General features: G+C 70.6%; 22 protein-coding genes. All 22 read right to left on the bottom strand.

Annotated elements, in window-relative coordinates:
* Positions 1-36: 36 nt before the first annotated feature.
* Entirely contained in the window at positions 37-846 is an 810-nt protein-coding gene (locus IE260_RS39365; RefSeq protein ID WP_229881770.1) for a hypothetical protein, read from the bottom strand.
* A 26-nt stretch (positions 847-872) separates the two neighbouring features.
* On the bottom strand, positions 873-1,049 hold the full coding sequence (locus IE260_RS42355; protein WP_229881769.1) for a hypothetical protein: 177 nt from the start codon (positions 1,047-1,049) through the stop codon (positions 873-875).
* A gap of 491 nt (positions 1,050-1,540) precedes the next feature.
* On the bottom strand, positions 1,541-1,915 hold the full coding sequence (locus IE260_RS39355) for a CpaE-like family protein (protein WP_189880741.1): 375 nt from the start codon (positions 1,913-1,915) through the stop codon (positions 1,541-1,543).
* 146 nt (positions 1,916-2,061) lie between these two features.
* On the bottom strand, positions 2,062-2,394 hold the full coding sequence (locus IE260_RS39350; RefSeq protein ID WP_189880740.1) for a hypothetical protein: 333 nt from the start codon (positions 2,392-2,394) through the stop codon (positions 2,062-2,064).
* Between the two features lie 95 nt (positions 2,395-2,489).
* Positions 2,490-3,026, bottom strand: coding sequence for a hypothetical protein (locus tag IE260_RS39345; RefSeq protein WP_229881768.1), 537 nt, complete (start codon positions 3,024-3,026; stop codon positions 2,490-2,492).
* Between the two features lie 170 nt (positions 3,027-3,196).
* Entirely contained in the window at positions 3,197-3,568 is a 372-nt protein-coding gene (locus IE260_RS39340) for a hypothetical protein (protein ID WP_189880739.1), read from the bottom strand.
* An 84-nt stretch (positions 3,569-3,652) separates the two neighbouring features.
* Positions 3,653-3,859: a hypothetical protein gene (locus IE260_RS42350; RefSeq protein WP_229881767.1), complete on the bottom strand. Its 207-nt coding sequence runs from the start codon at positions 3,857-3,859 to the stop codon at positions 3,653-3,655.
* 131 nt (positions 3,860-3,990) lie between these two features.
* Complete coding sequence (locus tag IE260_RS39335; protein WP_229881766.1) at positions 3,991-5,073, bottom strand: ParB/RepB/Spo0J family partition protein; 1,083 nt, start codon at positions 5,071-5,073, stop codon at positions 3,991-3,993.
* 280 nt (positions 5,074-5,353) lie between these two features.
* Positions 5,354-5,845, bottom strand: coding sequence for a hypothetical protein (locus tag IE260_RS39330; RefSeq protein WP_189880738.1), 492 nt, complete (start codon positions 5,843-5,845; stop codon positions 5,354-5,356).
* A gap of 57 nt (positions 5,846-5,902) precedes the next feature.
* Positions 5,903-6,142: a hypothetical protein gene (locus IE260_RS39325; protein WP_189880737.1), complete on the bottom strand. Its 240-nt coding sequence runs from the start codon at positions 6,140-6,142 to the stop codon at positions 5,903-5,905.
* Positions 6,143-6,202: 60 nt separating this feature from the next.
* Complete coding sequence (locus IE260_RS39320) at positions 6,203-6,547, bottom strand: hypothetical protein (protein WP_189880736.1); 345 nt, start codon at positions 6,545-6,547, stop codon at positions 6,203-6,205.
* A gap of 86 nt (positions 6,548-6,633) precedes the next feature.
* Positions 6,634-6,954, bottom strand: coding sequence for a hypothetical protein (locus tag IE260_RS39315; protein WP_189880735.1), 321 nt, complete (start codon positions 6,952-6,954; stop codon positions 6,634-6,636).
* Between the two features lie 2 nt (positions 6,955-6,956).
* Positions 6,957-7,559, bottom strand: a complete 603-nt coding sequence (locus IE260_RS39310; RefSeq protein ID WP_189880734.1) for a hypothetical protein — start codon at positions 7,557-7,559, stop codon at positions 6,957-6,959.
* 147 nt (positions 7,560-7,706) lie between these two features.
* On the bottom strand, positions 7,707-8,000 hold the full coding sequence (locus IE260_RS39305; protein WP_189880733.1) for a hypothetical protein: 294 nt from the start codon (positions 7,998-8,000) through the stop codon (positions 7,707-7,709).
* A gap of 14 nt (positions 8,001-8,014) precedes the next feature.
* Positions 8,015-8,374, bottom strand: coding sequence for a hypothetical protein (locus IE260_RS39300; RefSeq protein WP_229881765.1), 360 nt, complete (start codon positions 8,372-8,374; stop codon positions 8,015-8,017).
* A 158-nt stretch (positions 8,375-8,532) separates the two neighbouring features.
* A complete protein-coding gene (locus IE260_RS39295) occupies positions 8,533-9,351 on the bottom strand; it encodes a hypothetical protein (protein ID WP_189880731.1) in 819 nt (272 codons plus the stop codon).
* A 164-nt stretch (positions 9,352-9,515) separates the two neighbouring features.
* Positions 9,516-9,929, bottom strand: coding sequence for an SsgA family sporulation/cell division regulator (locus tag IE260_RS39290; protein ID WP_189880730.1), 414 nt, complete (start codon positions 9,927-9,929; stop codon positions 9,516-9,518).
* A 248-nt stretch (positions 9,930-10,177) separates the two neighbouring features.
* Positions 10,178-10,375: a hypothetical protein gene (locus IE260_RS39285; protein ID WP_229881773.1), complete on the bottom strand. Its 198-nt coding sequence runs from the start codon at positions 10,373-10,375 to the stop codon at positions 10,178-10,180.
* A gap of 1 nt (position 10,376) precedes the next feature.
* Entirely contained in the window at positions 10,377-10,865 is a 489-nt protein-coding gene (locus IE260_RS39280) for a hypothetical protein (RefSeq protein WP_189880728.1), read from the bottom strand.
* 282 nt (positions 10,866-11,147) lie between these two features.
* On the bottom strand, positions 11,148-12,323 hold the full coding sequence (locus tag IE260_RS39275) for a DUF932 domain-containing protein (protein WP_189880727.1): 1,176 nt from the start codon (positions 12,321-12,323) through the stop codon (positions 11,148-11,150).
* Positions 12,324-12,441: 118 nt separating this feature from the next.
* Entirely contained in the window at positions 12,442-12,999 is a 558-nt protein-coding gene (locus tag IE260_RS39270) for a hypothetical protein (RefSeq protein WP_189880726.1), read from the bottom strand.
* 76 nt (positions 13,000-13,075) lie between these two features.
* Positions 13,076-13,447, bottom strand: coding sequence for a hypothetical protein (locus IE260_RS39265; RefSeq protein ID WP_189880725.1), 372 nt, complete (start codon positions 13,445-13,447; stop codon positions 13,076-13,078).
* Positions 13,448-14,341 lie beyond the last annotated feature (894 nt).

The raw sequence follows: 14,341 nt of genomic DNA, 5'->3' as shown, positions 1-14,341 counted from the left end.
AACACTCCTGTCTCAAATAATAGTGTGTTATGGGGGTCAATCCCCCCTCGTCCGCTGCATGCAGTGGCCCAGCCGTCGCAGCCACTGCCGCCATCCGGCTGCCGCTCGCGCCGGTGTGGCGCCCCCGCTGAACACCGTGGAGTCCTCGACCTCCACGTGCAGAGGCACCGTCTGTCCGGGCTGGACGAGCAGCTCGTCGGTGGTGTCGAGGTGAACCGATACCCGCACGGCCTGCATGTCGGCGTCCAGGTAGGCGAAGACCAGAACTCCTGCGATCTCGATGCACGGCAGACCTTCGTCGTCGGGGCCGGTCATCGGGTGGAAGACGACTGCGCTGTTGACGTTGGCGCAGACTTCCTCGTCGGGGAAGTGGAAGCCGTCCGGGGCAGGCAGGGTCCCCACCAGCCGGCCGATATCGTCGGCGTACAGCGAGTAGTGCTCGTCTCCACGTTCCTGGTCCGCCCCGTAGTACAGGTCGACGGCCTCACGGTCGTTCAGGGGCGGGTGCTCCGGGATGCAGTCCTCCCCGAGCAGGTTGTCCCAGCTGCTGCGGACGTGCCCGGCCAGGGCGGCCAGCGCGGAGTCCTCGTCGTTCCACAGCGTCACCTCGTACGCGTGACGGTCCTGGCGCCGCAGCACCCAGACGCTGCCCGCGACGAGCCGCGTGCGGGTCACCGAGCCGGTGAAGTCAAAGCGGGCGAACCACTGGTCGAGGATGTCGACGGTGTCGGCACCGGGCCACTCGCCGGTGCGCTCCTCCAGCGCGTTCATCTGCTCGTACAGGTCGATCACGGCTGCACCCTCGGGCGTGGCCGGGTCGGGCGTGATCAGGGAAGCCTCCTTCAACGAAGGGATGGTGGGGCGAGCGGAGGTCACGGGTTGCCGTCCAGGAGGCTGCGCACCAGCCCCATCAGGCGCTCCTGCTCGGCCGTGAGCTGGGCGGTGCGCAGGACGCGCCTGCGCAGGACGGGCACGTCGAGGCTGATGCCGGCGGGCGCATCGGGCCTGCCGGGCGGGTGGACGAGACGGTAGGTCTGCGTGTGGATCATCCAAGCCTCGTACCGGTCGGCGGGGCTGCCGCTGCGCGCGGTGTGGCCTTCGTCGGGTGAGCGGGAGGGGCACGTCGGTGCAGGGGCGTCCGGCTGGGTGGCCGGACAGGACCGGGCGGCGGCGGTAGTGCGTCGCTGTGCCGTTGAGCATGGGGCAGTGCGCGGCGGTGTACGGCAGGCACTCGGGGTGCAGTGCCGGTTCGGGGGAACAGCCCTGGACGACGTCGGCCGGGCGGACGATCAGGTAGCACCGCTCGTCCAGGGGCTGACCGCAGATCTGGCACAGGCGCCGCAGGAAGGCTGTGAAGGCCCGTTCGGCGTCCAGGCTGCCGAAGGCGGCATGGCCGCCGTGGACCAGGGACACCCATGGCACCACCAGCCCGCCTGCCAGAGGCCGGCGCGCACAGCGTTGGGGTATCGAGTGCATCTGTCTTCTCCCACGGATCGCAGGGCGGGGTAACTGGCGGATCACAGAGCAGGGTTACTGGGCGTCAGCTGCCGGAGGGTGGCGGAGGGCCGGTCAGGAGGTCCTCCCAGTTGGCGTAGTGGCAGCCGGTTGCCTCGTGCAGGCGAAGGTGCAGCCAGGACAGGTCCTGTCCGGTGCGGATGACGGCTTCGGCGCCGATGGCGGCGGCCTGTGGGTAGACCGTGTCGTCGTCTGTGTCGGCGAGGGCGAGGATCAGGCCGGGGCGGTGGGGCATGTGGCGCAGCCTGAACGCGGTGTAGCTGCGGTCGTCCAGGATCACGAGTGGGGCTAGCCGGTACTCGTCGGCGCCGAATAGGGGCGAAGGCAGGTGCCGCAGGGGAACCTTGCAGGGCAGCAGGCCGACCGGGTCGGCATCGGGGCTGTCGCTGATGACAAGCACTGGCGTTCGCGCTCGCTTCCCGGGCGCTGGTGCTGAGTTGGTCATGGGTGTGGAAGCGTCGCTTTCGTCGTCGGGGGTGGATGCAGGGCTGGGCAGGCGGGGGCGGGGCGAACCGCGCGGGCAGCCCCGCCTCCAGGCCGGCTGGGTCAGCCGAGTGGATAGAGAACGAGGGCCGGGACGGCGCTGTCGGGGATGCCGTCGGCGAACAGCTCGCGCAGTTCCCTGTCCTGCTCCAGCTCTTCGGGCAGCGGGTAGGCCTCGCCGACCTCGTCGCTGAGGGTCGGTGCGTACCGGGCGTTGCTGTAGGTGGCGAACGGCGAGTAGGCGTTGCCTTCGGTATCGCGGGAGAGCACCACCAGGGTGGTGCCGGGCAGTGTGCGCCAGCCGTGCCGGACGAGCTGGCGCAGGACGGCCAGGGTCAGTGGGCGGTCGCGGTCGTCGTCCGGGGTGGACGGTGTCGTCTGCTGGTTGTCGTTCATGAGGGCCTCTCAGATCAGAAAGGGGCAGGAGAGGCGTGTACGGGGGTGTTCGTGCACACCCGTCCCGGGCGGGACGGTCCAGCCGGTGGGGGCGGTCAGTCGTGTGGTGTGTTCGGGGCGGGTTCGGCTGTCCGGCGGGGCCATTGCCAGCTGCCGTGGTGGAGGTCTGTCCAGCGGCAGGCGCCGTCCGGGTTCCACTTCACGCGCACGGGTCCCCAGCCACCGGTCGGGTCGGTGCGGCGGATCGCCGCCGGGCGGCCGAGGAGGTGGGCACGCCGCCTGTTGCTGCCGTCCAGTTGTGGGGCCTGACCGAGCTGGTCCAGGGCCTGTAGCACGTCGGCGAGCAGCGCCCAGAGCTGGTCGGGGTCCTGGGGCAGATTGCGGATGCGCTGGTCGGAGGTGACGATCTGGCGGGCGGCTTCGTCGCCGCGGCGGTACCAGGTGCCGCTGCCTGGCACCGCCCGCACGGCGGTGGTCAGCTCCTTCACGTCCGGGCTGACCGGTTCTCCGGGACGGGTGAGGATGCGGAACGTCTCACCCATCCCCAGGTAGTAGGCGGCTTCGTGTGCCGGCTTCAGTGGGCCGTTGTGCTGGTCGGCGGGTGATGGCTCGGGCAGGGGCGCACCGCTCATGTCGCTGGCGTACGTTCGGGCGGCTGCAACGGCGTCGGGGGAGATGACCATGGTCGTCTCTGCCTTCTTGGACGGTTGGGCGGAGGGGAAGCGGCTGCGCTCTGACGGCTGTTGCACCGCCGGGCAGGACAGGACGGCGAGCGCTCTTCCATGCCCGGCGATGGGGGCGGTCAGTCCTCGATGAGCTCCAGGCAGGAGACCGGGACGCCGTTGCCGGGCAGCCGGTACCGCTTGGTGTCCTCGGGGATGCGGTAGCGGCTGCGGGGGTCGGTGCGCAGCAGCCGGGTGGAGTTCTCGTCCAGCAGGAAGCCCGCGCGCGTGCCGGTGCGGTTGCGCTCCTGGACGGTGCCGGTGAGCCTGCGCAGGCAGGCCGGGCGCAGCGAGTCGGTGATCCGGGCCCGGGAGCCCGCCGTGATGCCGTTGTAGGCGGCGGAGTCCAGCTCACCCAGCCGCGTTGCGCACGCTTCCTGCACGGCTCCGACGGCGGCGGCGTCGGGCAGCTGGCTGATGTAGGCGCGGACCTCGCTGATGCCGATGGGCATGGCGCTTCACCTTTCGGTTGAAAGGGGTGGGATGACCGGCCGGGCACCGGGCGGTGCCCGTCCGGAGCGTGAGGTGCCGGACGCTCAGGCGTCGGCGTCGGTGGCGGGCCGGTGGCTGGCCACGGCCTGCTGCTCGACCTCGGAGAGCTGGTAGCTGCCGTTGTCGGCCTGGCCGAGAGATTCGAGCAGCAGCAGGTAACGGGCCTGCGAGGGCGTGAGGTGTGACCACGTCCTGGGCTCGCGGATGTTGTACTCGCAGGCGGCGACGACGTGCGCGAACAGTGCGTTCACGACACGGGCCTTGGGAAGCTGCGCCGCCGTCTCCGTCAGGTCTGCCTTGTCGGGGTCCTTGAGTCCCAGGAAGCCCGCGACGGCCTCCGGCTCGTGCTTGTCGACCCACGAGCTGTAGTAGTACGGAAGGGTCAGCAGGACCTCCTGCGCGAAGACGCGGGCCGCGTCCGGCAGGTCTTCATGCGGACCAGCCGGGTGACGAAGTCCTGGCGCGGCTTCGCAGCGGCCTTCCACGCCCGGTTGCAGGCGATGACCCTCCGGCGCTCCTCCGCAGCCTTCTCGTCCTGCTCCGTGCGCGGCTTCTTCGGCTTTGGCCGGACCTTGTGGCTGTGTTCGGCCGGGTCAGCGCAGCACCAGACAGGCTTGTGCTCGTCGTCCAGCCGGGCGCTGTGGCCGGGGCAGTCCCGGTGATTGTTCTCGGTCAGCGGGTTGCCCAGGCCGGTGGTGAGTTCCGTCAGGGGCTGGGAGGGGTCCTTGTGCCACGACGGCACCGGGGCCAGCAGGGGGATGCCTGCCGTCTTCAGCTTCTGCTCGGCCTCGGCGCGGGCCTTGGCGTCGCTCTGCTCGGCGCGCAGCAGGGCCATCTCCTGGTCCCAGTGGCCGCGTCCGCCGTAGCCCTCCTCGTGGTCCCGCTGAAGGGCCCGCAGCAGCCGGTTCTCCGGACCCTGCACGTCCTCGACTTCGGCGAGCTGGGCGGTCTGCTCCAGGTCCATGCCTCCGGCCGCTGCCCGGCGCAGTGTGGCGTCGTTAAGCTTCTGCGCCGCCTTGGCGTGTTTGGCCGCGTTGCGCCCCACCCCGAGTGCCTTGGCGGCCGTGCGCCGGTCGACGTCGCTCATGTCGATCAGCGCGAGTTCCTGCGCGCGCAGGGTGTCCCGTTCGCTCATGCTCTCGCGGTGGTCGTTCTCGACCAGGGACAGGAGACGGGTCCAGCCGTCGCGGCCGACCAGATCCTCGCGCACGTACGCGTTGACCAGGCGCACGGGACGGCCGTCCTGCTCGGCGGAGGCGTTGGCGGCCTGTGCTGCCTGGGCGCGCCTCCAGCCCTTGAAGACGCCGTAGGTGCCGTCGGGCAGGGGCCTCACGCTGATGGGCTCCTCGACGCCGAGTTCCTTGACGGGGGCGATGAGCTTTTCGTCCGGTTCGGTGTCGTGCTCGCGTGCGTTGAACGTGTCGCGCACCAGGAGTGCCGGGTCGAGCTGGACGATCTGCGGCACGGCGTCCTCGTGCCGGCGGGGGCGTCGGGCTGGGTTGAGACGGCGGTGGCCATGTGGCGCTCCCTCTCCTTGCCTTGGCGGCGAATGAGCGGGGTCCAACCCGCTCACTATGAATAATAGTGTCTTCTCTGGTGGTGGCTAGATATCCTCTGACCTGCGCAGATGTCGAGCGCGGCTCCTGTCGCACGGCTCGCCCAGCGCCCCCGGGTGAGCAGGCGGGCCGGTGGCCGGCGCCGCGCTCGGTCCGTGCGGGCACCTTGGTGCCCGCACGGACCGGCGGTCAGCGGCTGATGCGGGTGACTTCGCGGGTGGGGAGGTGGACGCGCAGGACGTCCTCGTGGCCGGGCGGGTCCAGTGCCGCGCGCCGGTTGAGTGCTGCGGCCAGTTCCGGGTCGGCGAAGATTTCTTCCGCCGGCGCGGCTTCTCCGACAGGCGCGGCGGTCACCGTGGTCCGGGTGGGCCGGAGATCAGGAACGGCCTCGGTGTTCGCGAGGGCGGCGATGAAGGGACTCCAGCCCAGGTGCATGCCGTCGGCTGCGCGCCGTTCCGTGGTGGTGAAGTAGACGGCCACTGCGGGGCGTCCGTCGCCGGGCTGCCCGTCCGTGAAGGCCTTGACCCGGCTCACCACCACCTGCCGCCACGCCTCTTCCGTGGCCGCCAGTGCCTCGATGACCAGCGCGTCCAGTTCCCTGGGGGCGAGTTCGCGCAACGCCTCGCGGACCGGATGCTGGGTCGGGGCAGTCAGGAGTTCGGCAAGTTCCAGGGGTTTCACGGGCGGTCTCCTTGGTTCGTAGGGAGGGCGGGGCTGTGCCCGGCCGGGGCGGTGAGGTCAGCCGACGGGCGGCGGCGTGTAGGAGGAGAGGACGAAGTGGCCGAGTTCGCGCAGCGTGCCGGCAGTGCGGTCCACGTCCTCGGGGCTGCGGCCGGTCGGGCGGGTGTAGGCCTCGATCTCGCTGTTCCAGGTGAACCCCTGGGCGGTGAGGGTCTCTTCGGTGCCGGGGGTGAGGTCTTCGGGGGCGCGGGGGGCGGCCACCAGGCCGTGGGAGCGGTCGGGCGTGACCAGGAACACCGGGGCTCCTTCCGCTGCGGACCGCCCGGCGGCGGGCGGCCCGCAGGTCGGTCGGGCAGATCAGTGGGCGACGGTGACGGTGTAGTCGGCCTCCAGGACGGCGAGGGCGGCGCGGACGGCGGCGCGGGTCTCCGGGCTCGGGGCCGAGTACGGGAAGTCCAGGGCGCGCACGGCGTTGTCCAGGTGGTCGTCGGGCATCGGCAGCAGGTGCCCGCTGCGGTAGAGGGCGACGGCGGTCGCGGTGGCGACGCGACTGCGGTTGTAGGCGATGGCCTCCGCGGCGGTGGCGTCGGTGCCGAACGCTTCGCGGGCGGTGGGCGGCAGTGCCGCGATTCCGGCCGTGAAGCGGCGGGCGGGGATACGCAGGCGGGCCGGTCGCAGGGCGCGGCGCAGCGCTCGCAGCATGGCAACTCCTGAGAACGGGAAGCGGGGGAAGGCGGGCCGCCGCCCAGCGGGCGGGATGTCACCGGGCGGCACCCCGGAAGTCGCTACTAATAATAGTATGTTGAACCCATACCTGACCTGCGATTTCGCGGACTGGCCTTCCGGCCAATGGAGGTCAGATCGCGACGGATCCGCGCGGCCGTCTGTACCGCCTCGACGCGCGCGTTCATCTCGGCCTCCCCAGCGCTGGCCGCACAGACCACCTCGACGCTGCCGAACGCCTCCTCCGCCTCCAGGCAGTACTCCTCCCGCATCTCGGACCGCTCGCCGTCATCACGCAGCGCCTCCTGTACCGCCCAGACCTCAATGTCCGCGCCGGACCACCGGCCGACGACGCAGAACGGGCGCTGCTGTGGTGACGAGACCACGCTCAGCTCCTTTCATGGGCCCGGGCGAAAGCCGCGAGCATGGGGACCACCGAGTCGGGACGGCCGGACACGTCGACCTGCACAGACTCCCCGGACGCCCTGACCACCGCGCACACGCTGTCGACCTGGACAGGGCCGTACTCCCCCTGTGGCCTCGTGCTGTGCTGCCAGACGATCAGGGTGCGCCGGTGCTGCTCCTGGACCCGGGCGCCGGGGAGGGCGCCGGCCACGGCCTCGGCAACAGCGCGGCGGGCACGTTCCTCCGCCCGCCGCCGGGCGGTGATCTCGGCCGCCTGCTGTGCGGCCTCGGCGTGCAGCGGATACAGGCGCCTGACGAACTCGCGCGCCACATGCCGGGCGCTGCTCGCCGTGACCCCGATCGACGGCACACCCACCTCGGACTCGTCCGGCAGTGCGGCGTAGACCCTCAGCCGCTCGGGGCGCCGGCGGTCCGGCTGGACCAGGCGCAGGGCGCGGCCGTCGTCGTCGACGATGAGCCCTGCCTTGCCCCGCATCTTCGCGGGGAGCGGGGCCGTACGGCAGTGCGTGCCCAGTTCGCGCGCCACTTCGGCTGCGAACGCGTCGAACTGCGCCTGGGTGGTCATGGGCGGCGTGGTGCTCGGCGTCAGCGCGGGCGTCGGCAGCGGTGTATCCGGTGTCGCACCAGGCGTGACAGAGCTGCCCTGGCGGGGCGCCGCAGGTCTCGCAGCGCTCTTGGAAGTCCTCGGGGCGGAACGGCGGCGGTGGGCTGCTCATGCCGGGACGTCACTGATGTGCTCGGCCACCTGGCGGGCGGACATGACGGGGGTGGTGGCCATCAGCGCGGGGCAACTGGCCTGCCAGATTTGCCCGGGGCTGGAGGGGGAGATCTGGAAGTTGGTGGCGGGGCCGATCCGCCATGTGCGGCCGTGGGAGTCGGTGACGGTGTAGGTCAGTAACTGGGGGTCGCCTTGCTGGCCGTTGTCGCTCCAGGTGAGGCCGGCGGCGGTGAGGGCGCGGCTGAGCTGGGCGCAGCGTTCGGGGGTGGCGTGGGTGAACGTGGCCACGGGCAGGTCCCTTCTCATTCGGTGGTGGTCCACACGGGCAGGCCGGTACCAGCACGGGCACCGATGGCCGCGCGCGCCGGGGTGTCGCGGTAGTCGGCCACCCGTACATATCCGCCGCGTTCGGTGTCGAGGCGGATGAGGTCGGCTTCCTCCTGCCATCCGCTGGCCAGTTGGGCGGGGAGGTTGGTCACGTCGTCGGCCTCGACCTGTACGGCCCAGGCGGTCAGCTCGTCGCCGTACGCCTGACGCCATTCCCGCAGGATGGGGAAGAGGTGGTCGAAGTCGTCGACCAGGGCCAATGCGCGGGCCTGGTGGAGGGCGGGGATCACAGCGAAGCGGGGAAGGTCGGGGCGGGAGCGTTCTCCCAGGGTCATCAGCCAGCACATGGTCGGTCTGTCTCCCGTGTTGGACGGGGCGTCTGGGCCGCGAAGGGTGCGAGAGGGGGCGGGCTGGGGGGAGGGGCGCCCCCTCTCGCACTACTAATAATAGTGTCTTTCGGGGGAGTGTGAACCCACCCATGACCTGCGAGGATTCACCGAGTCAGCGGGTGCCGGCCAAGTCCTGGTCTCGGGGCTCGCTGGCGAATCTGCGCGTTCCGCAGGCAGGCAGCCTCGGTCTCGGCGCGCCGGGCCTGGTCGTGTTCGCGACTGGCAGCGGTCAGGCAGTAGGGGGCCAACCACTCCATGACGGAGACGTGGCGGGACAGCGAGCCCGGGTAGTCGGCCAGCATCACCAGCAGCACCGGATGCGGGGAGGCGGTGAACCAGCGCGCAACGGTCCACCAGGCGGCCACGGCTGCGCGCCGGGCGGAATGGGCGGCCCGCGCTTCCGCCTCAAGGCGCGCCGCTTCGGCCTGGTGGTGGGTGACCGACCAGTCCAGGAACCGCAGCAGGGCAGGGGTGTCGCGCTGCCGGGAGGCGGTGAGGATCGCGGGCAGGTCCTCGCGCTGCATGACGTGCTCGGCGCAGGCACGCAAGACGGCGGTGAGCGTCGCGGCCGTCTTCTGAGACGGCTCGTGCCCGGCGGCGGTCTCCATCGGGTAGACCGACACCTCGGGGCGCCCGACGACGTCGGTGTACAGCTTGAGGCTTCCTCGGTAGCCGCTGCTGCCGCGGGTGAGGCGGGGCAGCGCGTCGTCGGGGGCGGTGGTCTGGTAGGCGTTGACGGGGCCGAGACAGGCGCGGACGGCGGTGAACCAGTCCCAGTGATGGGGGTGGTGGGTGCCGGTGACGTGCACGCTGCCGCGCATGGCACCACCCAGCTCGAACACGACGGCGTCCCTGCTGCGGGGGCCGACGGTGGCGTGCACGGTGCCTGCAGGGGTCGCGACGGTCAGGCTGTCACTGGTCATGGGCGGGGTGCCTCCTGGACGTTCCGGGGGTCGGCTTTCTGGGCGGCGCCTGGCAGAGCCGGGGCCGGTGGAGGGGCGGGAGCGCTGGGCGTGCTGTCCGGTCTGACGCGGGAGTGGGGCCCGTGCCGTCACCCTGCGGCGACGGCACGGGCGGACGTCCTGCCCTAGCTCTCCGCCAGGAGGTGCGAGAGCTCCTCGTCGAGGCAGAAGTGACCGTGCTCCGTGCCGGGCGGCACGGCGGCCTCTGTGTGCTTCAGGAAGACCTCCAGGACCCGCGCCGGGGCGTGAAGCAGCGCTTCGCCCTTCTCCGATGTCAGGGCGATACACACGACGTCCAGGCCGCGACTGCGGCACGGCCAGACCTGGACGTCACCGATACCGGCGGGAAGGTGGAGGCCGGCGGTGAGGAGTTCGCGGGCGAACACCCACTCCACGGTTTCTTCGGCTCCGGTGTGGAAGACGGCGTGCACGGCGTACGGGTGGGCCGTGTCATACCGCAGACTCGCCCGGACAGGCAGGGAAGACTCACTCGACAGAATCAAGCGCAGGTGAAGTTCACAGCTGACTGTGGTGTCCATAAGCGGCAGGGCCTTTCGCTCAGCGTGCGTTTCGTGCTGGCCGGGAGCGGGCGGTGGGCGGCGCGGCCGGTGCGGTGACATCGCCCGGCGGGTGTCCTGTGAGCGGGAACTGCGGGGAGGGCCTGCCCGCCGCCCGTCGCTCGCTGAAGGGGAAAGGGCGAGCGACGGGCGGCAGGCGCTCGGCCAGTGATCACCTGGCAGGGCGGGCCGCCCGTCCCCAGGGGGAGGGGGCGGGCGGCGGCTGTGGGCTACGCCTGCGGCGGCTTGTGGCGGCGGAGGTTGTCCCGCTCGGTCAGCGAGACTTCCTTGCCACACGGACACATGCCGTAGCGGCGGCCGTGCAGGTGGAAGAACTTGGGCCCGGTGTTCTTGGCGTTGACCGTGCGGATCGTGCCGGGCACGGGGGTCGTGTTGGCGCAATGGCCGGCGGCGGTGACGGCGGGCATGTCAGGCACGGGGGCTCTCCTCGTCGTTGTCGGCGTGCTGGGTGAGGACCGGGGCGGTGTAGACCTGGCGGTGCACGGCGTTGACGCCGGGGCACGGGATGACGGCGCGGCGCAGCTCGGCGGCGTCCATGGGGTGCAGCCATCCGTCCCGCACGGTCCAGCCGCACGCGCGGGGCTGCGGTTCGGCGGCGGTGGTGGCCACCAGGACGGCACGGCGGACGGTGCTGCCCTCCAGTGCGAACGTCACCAGCGTGCACAGGGCCTGGAACTCGTCTTCGTCCAGCACGGCCAGCCGTACGGGGGCGTTACCAACGGAGACGTCGGCACGGGCGGGGATCATGACGTCGTCGGTACGGTCGATCACGAGGTTGAGCGTGTGTTCGCCGTCGCCGAGTGTCTGAAACAGCGTCGCAAGCGCGCGCAGGGTGCAGCGCGCGGCGGCCGCGATGACGGCATCGTCGGGGCGCACCAGTTCCGGGCGTGCGGACATGGCGCATCACTCCTTGTTCGGTGGTTGGCCGGGGCGTTGCTCTCTGCCCGCGCAGCGGGGTGCTTCGGGCTGCGCCGGAAGCAGGGGGCGGCGCGCTGCGCGCGCCGGTGGGGCGGTCCCCGGCGCTGCGCTCCGGGGACGATTGGCGGTCCGCTGCGCGGTCCGCAAGGGGCGGGGCGGGCGCGCTGCGCGCTTCCTTCTCGGGTGGGGCGCTGCGCGCTCGGTGGCGTGGGCCCGTGCGGGCCGGGCAGGGAGGGGGGTCCCGGCCCGCACGGGGGTCTGTCAGCCGTGCGCGGCGGCCGCGGTGAGGGCGGGCACGGCCAGTGCCTCCAGGGCGGCGGCCTGGTCGGCGTCGGTGAGGGTCTGGGCGGTCGACGTGACGGCCTGCATGACGCCCCCGGCGGTCATCTGCCCGCCCTGGACGAAGTGGGCAAGGATCATGTCCTTGGCCTCGGCCCCGATGCTGAGCTTCTTGGTCACGTGCTCGATCGTCTTCGTCGGCTCGGCCAGCCTCTTACCGGCGGCGTCCTCCATCTCGGACAGCTTCGCCTCGACGTACTCCCGCGACAGGAAGGTCCGCACGGCGTCGGTGGTCTTGGACGTGATCAGTTCCAGCGTCTTGCGCTGGGTCTGGCCGGACCAGGAGATGATGCCCTCATCCTGCTTGCCTCCCAGGTGCACGGCGCGCATGACGTCCTTGCTCATGGTCAGGCCGTTGCGGCACACCTGGATGACCGCGCGCGGGGTGATGGAGTACGCCCCCGCTCCCACCTCGCTGTTGGTGATGACGAAACCGGCGGAGATCATGGGCAGTTCGTCACCGCTGCGGCCGTCGAACGGGGAGCGGTAGCCGCGCAGCAGCTCGCGGGCCTGGACGGCGACCGCTTCGGACTCCACGCGCACGTACATCCGGCGGTCCGTGAGATCACAGCCGGTCACGCGTGTGGGGTGCCCGGACTGCTTCACTCCGTCCAGAGCGGCCAGCAAGAGGTCGAAGTTGTCCATGAGCTTGTAGCTGTCGGACAGCAGCGCGCGGGCCACCCCTTCGGCCGGCCTGCCCGGCCCTCCTTCGCCACGGAACGCGCGGAGCATGAAACGGCGCTCCGGCTCCTGGCTAAGCCACGCGTTCACGTTCTCGTCCAGCAACGGGACGTTGCCGGTGCGCATGCGGCGCAGGTAGGCGAGCGGGATGCGGAGCTTGTCGGCGATTCCCTCGTCGGCTACGGCGGTGGGCCGGTAGATGCCGTCCACCTCCGTCACCCCGTCCTCCGTGATCAGGGACTCCACACCCTCCACGTGCACGTTGCCTTCGCGCAGGCGCAGAGCGGACGCGGGGGCGATCACGTCCAGCTTGTGACGCTGCTGGTCCTCCAGGATGCGGACCAGATCGGGAAGCTGGGCGTTCCGGGCGCCGGTGGGGGCCACGTCAGTGGCGCGTTCGGCGAACTGCTGAGTCATGCGGTGTTTCCCCTTCGGTGTTGGTTTCTGCGGCCCGGGGGGCGGGGCCACCGCCCCCCGAACAACCTCAATAATAGTGTGTTTTAGTGGCGAGTGAACCCACCCCTGACCTGCACACTTATTCCGTCATGCGGTACTCAGCCAACGGTGTCAGGCTTGCACGTCCCGCACCTTTAACCAGCGTTACCGGTACGGCACCACGCATCCTGCACAGGTCGTAGCGCAGCTCGTGAGCCTCCCCAAGCGGGTCGGCGTACACATGGATTGCACTGACCCAGTAGGTGCCGTGACGTCCGGTCAGGCTGCCGTGGTACAGGACCTTCTCCCACAGCACCGGTCCGGCGTGCTGCGGGTCAAGACTCCGCGCGACTGCGATCACCAGTTCATCCGCCACGCGTTCCGCCATCAGCAGGACGAATGCGCGCGCGACCGTGTCACGGTCCACTGGCACATCAGCCAAGGCCGGGCCCGTGTGACCGGTGCGCACACCCATCGCCCAACCCAACTCGAAGAACGGCCGGATCGTCTCCAGCTGCTCGCGCGGCACCCGCATCGCGTCCGGGTCGCTCTCGCTGCGCGCCAACTCCCTCAGCGCGTAGGCGGCCTGCTCCCGCTCAGCCGCCGTAAGCGGCGCTCCGACCTCTGGAGCCTGCTCCGTAATCCGCGTGCTCTCCATGGCTTCCCCTTCTGTTCTCGGTGCTGCTGGGTGGAGGGGGGAGGCGCAACCCTCCGGGGCGCCTCCCCGGGGCGGACTACTTCAGGAATCCGCGTGACCGAAGGAATTCGGCCGTGATGTGCGCGACTCCACGGGGCTTGTAGATCTGCGGGAATCGCCGCATTTCGATCTCGGTGCGACCCTTCTCGTCCGGCTCGATGAGTTCGTGAACGAGCCGGTAAGCGTTGTCACCGGTCGGCATTTCCAGCACGACCGGACCGACCTTGGTGTCGAAGCGAATTCCCGTGTAATTCGCGTCGGAGTTGTGCACGATCTTCGCCCCGGCCCGCTGGCACAGCAGGGGCAGGAAGTTGGCGATCGTGCGGGCCTGAACAGCAAGACCGTTCATGGGAGCGTCCTGACCGCCGCGCACTCGGCGGACGATTCCGTCAGAGATCTGGATCTCCACGTCTTCCCCTTCGTTGGACTTCTGCGGTTTCCCGGGGGTCGCCTCCCCCAGGACTTCAAATAATAGTGGATGTGATGGGCGAAGGGAAGCCCTGTTGCGCCCCGTGTTGCGTACGACGTTGCGCACCTGATGTTGCGTCAGGTGTTGCGCTAGGGGTTGCGCGGCCTGGCAGCCGGCTCCTACGTCACCCCAGGTCAACGCCCAATGCGTGTGCGGTCGGGGAGCTGACATCCCCTCTGCTGCCACTTGTCCCCGCACGATTGAAGGGTGAGTGAGGCGGGCGCGGTGCGAGCGGCGGCCTCGGGGATCGGGCGGCCTGGAGTCTGCTTGCGCGTCGGCCGGAGCCGCCGCGCTGGGAGCGGGGGAGTCGGGCCCGGCTCGGGCCCAGAAAGGGGGCGGAAAGGCCGCAAGGAGCATAGCTGGACTAACGCCCAGAGTTAGGTGCCTACATTCCCGGCGAGGCTGTTATGTTTCTGCTTTGGAGCAGCCGGGGGTATGCGCTGGCTCCAGAGTCTGTCTGGCCTGCATTTTGAAGCACGGGAGTGGCCTGTTTCTGCCAAAGCTACATAGCACATCACCTGATGCATGGTCACCGGCCTCACCACCCACCCTCCCGTAGCTGCTCGGGCCGAAGGCCCGTTGGCCGTCCCGCGCAGCGGGACCGGCCGTTGGGGCGCACCGCGCCCCCCGGGTAGCTGGAGCGCAGCGGAGGCTACCTTGCGGGGCCGCAGGCCCCCGCAGCTCCGGGAGCGCAGCGAACGGAGCGTCACCCGCCTTGCGCAGCAAGGCGGGTGAGCGGGACGCGCAGCGGCCCGCAAGCGCTCCCGCGGAGCGGGAGCGCAACACCCGTGCGCAGCACGGGTGTTCGCTTGCTCCGTGCGCAGCACGGAGGGG

It is taken from the genome of Streptomyces viridiviolaceus (assembly GCF_014650995.1).
Taxonomy (GTDB): domain Bacteria; phylum Actinomycetota; class Actinomycetes; order Streptomycetales; family Streptomycetaceae; genus Streptomyces; species Streptomyces viridiviolaceus.
The sequence above is the reverse complement of the archived record's forward strand: the minus strand, read 5'-3'. Positions and strand labels throughout refer to the sequence as shown.

Bases quoted from the DNA above. Each gene is read 5' to 3' on its own strand.
- IE260_RS42355 (WP_229881769.1), bottom strand. From the start codon at position 1,049: ATGATCCACACGCAGACCTACCGTCTCGTCCACCCGCCCGGCAGGCCC.
- IE260_RS39350 (WP_189880740.1), bottom strand. From the start codon at position 2,394: ATGAACGACAACCAGCAGACGACACCGTCCACCCCGGACGACGACCGC.
- IE260_RS39345 (WP_229881768.1), bottom strand. From the start codon at position 3,026: ATGAGCGGTGCGCCCCTGCCCGAGCCATCACCCGCCGACCAGCACAAC.
- IE260_RS39340 (WP_189880739.1), bottom strand. From the start codon at position 3,568: ATGCCCATCGGCATCAGCGAGGTCCGCGCCTACATCAGCCAGCTGCCC.
- IE260_RS39320 (WP_189880736.1), bottom strand. From the start codon at position 6,547: ATGCTGCGAGCGCTGCGCCGCGCCCTGCGACCGGCCCGCCTGCGTATC.
- IE260_RS39310 (WP_189880734.1), bottom strand. From the start codon at position 7,559: ATGACCACCCAGGCGCAGTTCGACGCGTTCGCAGCCGAAGTGGCGCGC.
- IE260_RS39300 (WP_229881765.1), bottom strand. From the start codon at position 8,374: ATGACCCTGGGAGAACGCTCCCGCCCCGACCTTCCCCGCTTCGCTGTG.
- IE260_RS39295 (WP_189880731.1), bottom strand. From the start codon at position 9,351: ATGACCAGTGACAGCCTGACCGTCGCGACCCCTGCAGGCACCGTGCAC.
- IE260_RS39290 (WP_189880730.1), bottom strand. From the start codon at position 9,929: ATGGACACCACAGTCAGCTGTGAACTTCACCTGCGCTTGATTCTGTCG.
- IE260_RS39285 (WP_229881773.1), bottom strand. From the start codon at position 10,375: ATGCCCGCCGTCACCGCCGCCGGCCATTGCGCCAACACGACCCCCGTG.
- IE260_RS39280 (WP_189880728.1), bottom strand. From the start codon at position 10,865: ATGTCCGCACGCCCGGAACTGGTGCGCCCCGACGATGCCGTCATCGCG.
- IE260_RS39275 (WP_189880727.1), bottom strand. From the start codon at position 12,323: ATGACTCAGCAGTTCGCCGAACGCGCCACTGACGTGGCCCCCACCGGC.
- IE260_RS39270 (WP_189880726.1), bottom strand. From the start codon at position 12,999: ATGGAGAGCACGCGGATTACGGAGCAGGCTCCAGAGGTCGGAGCGCCG.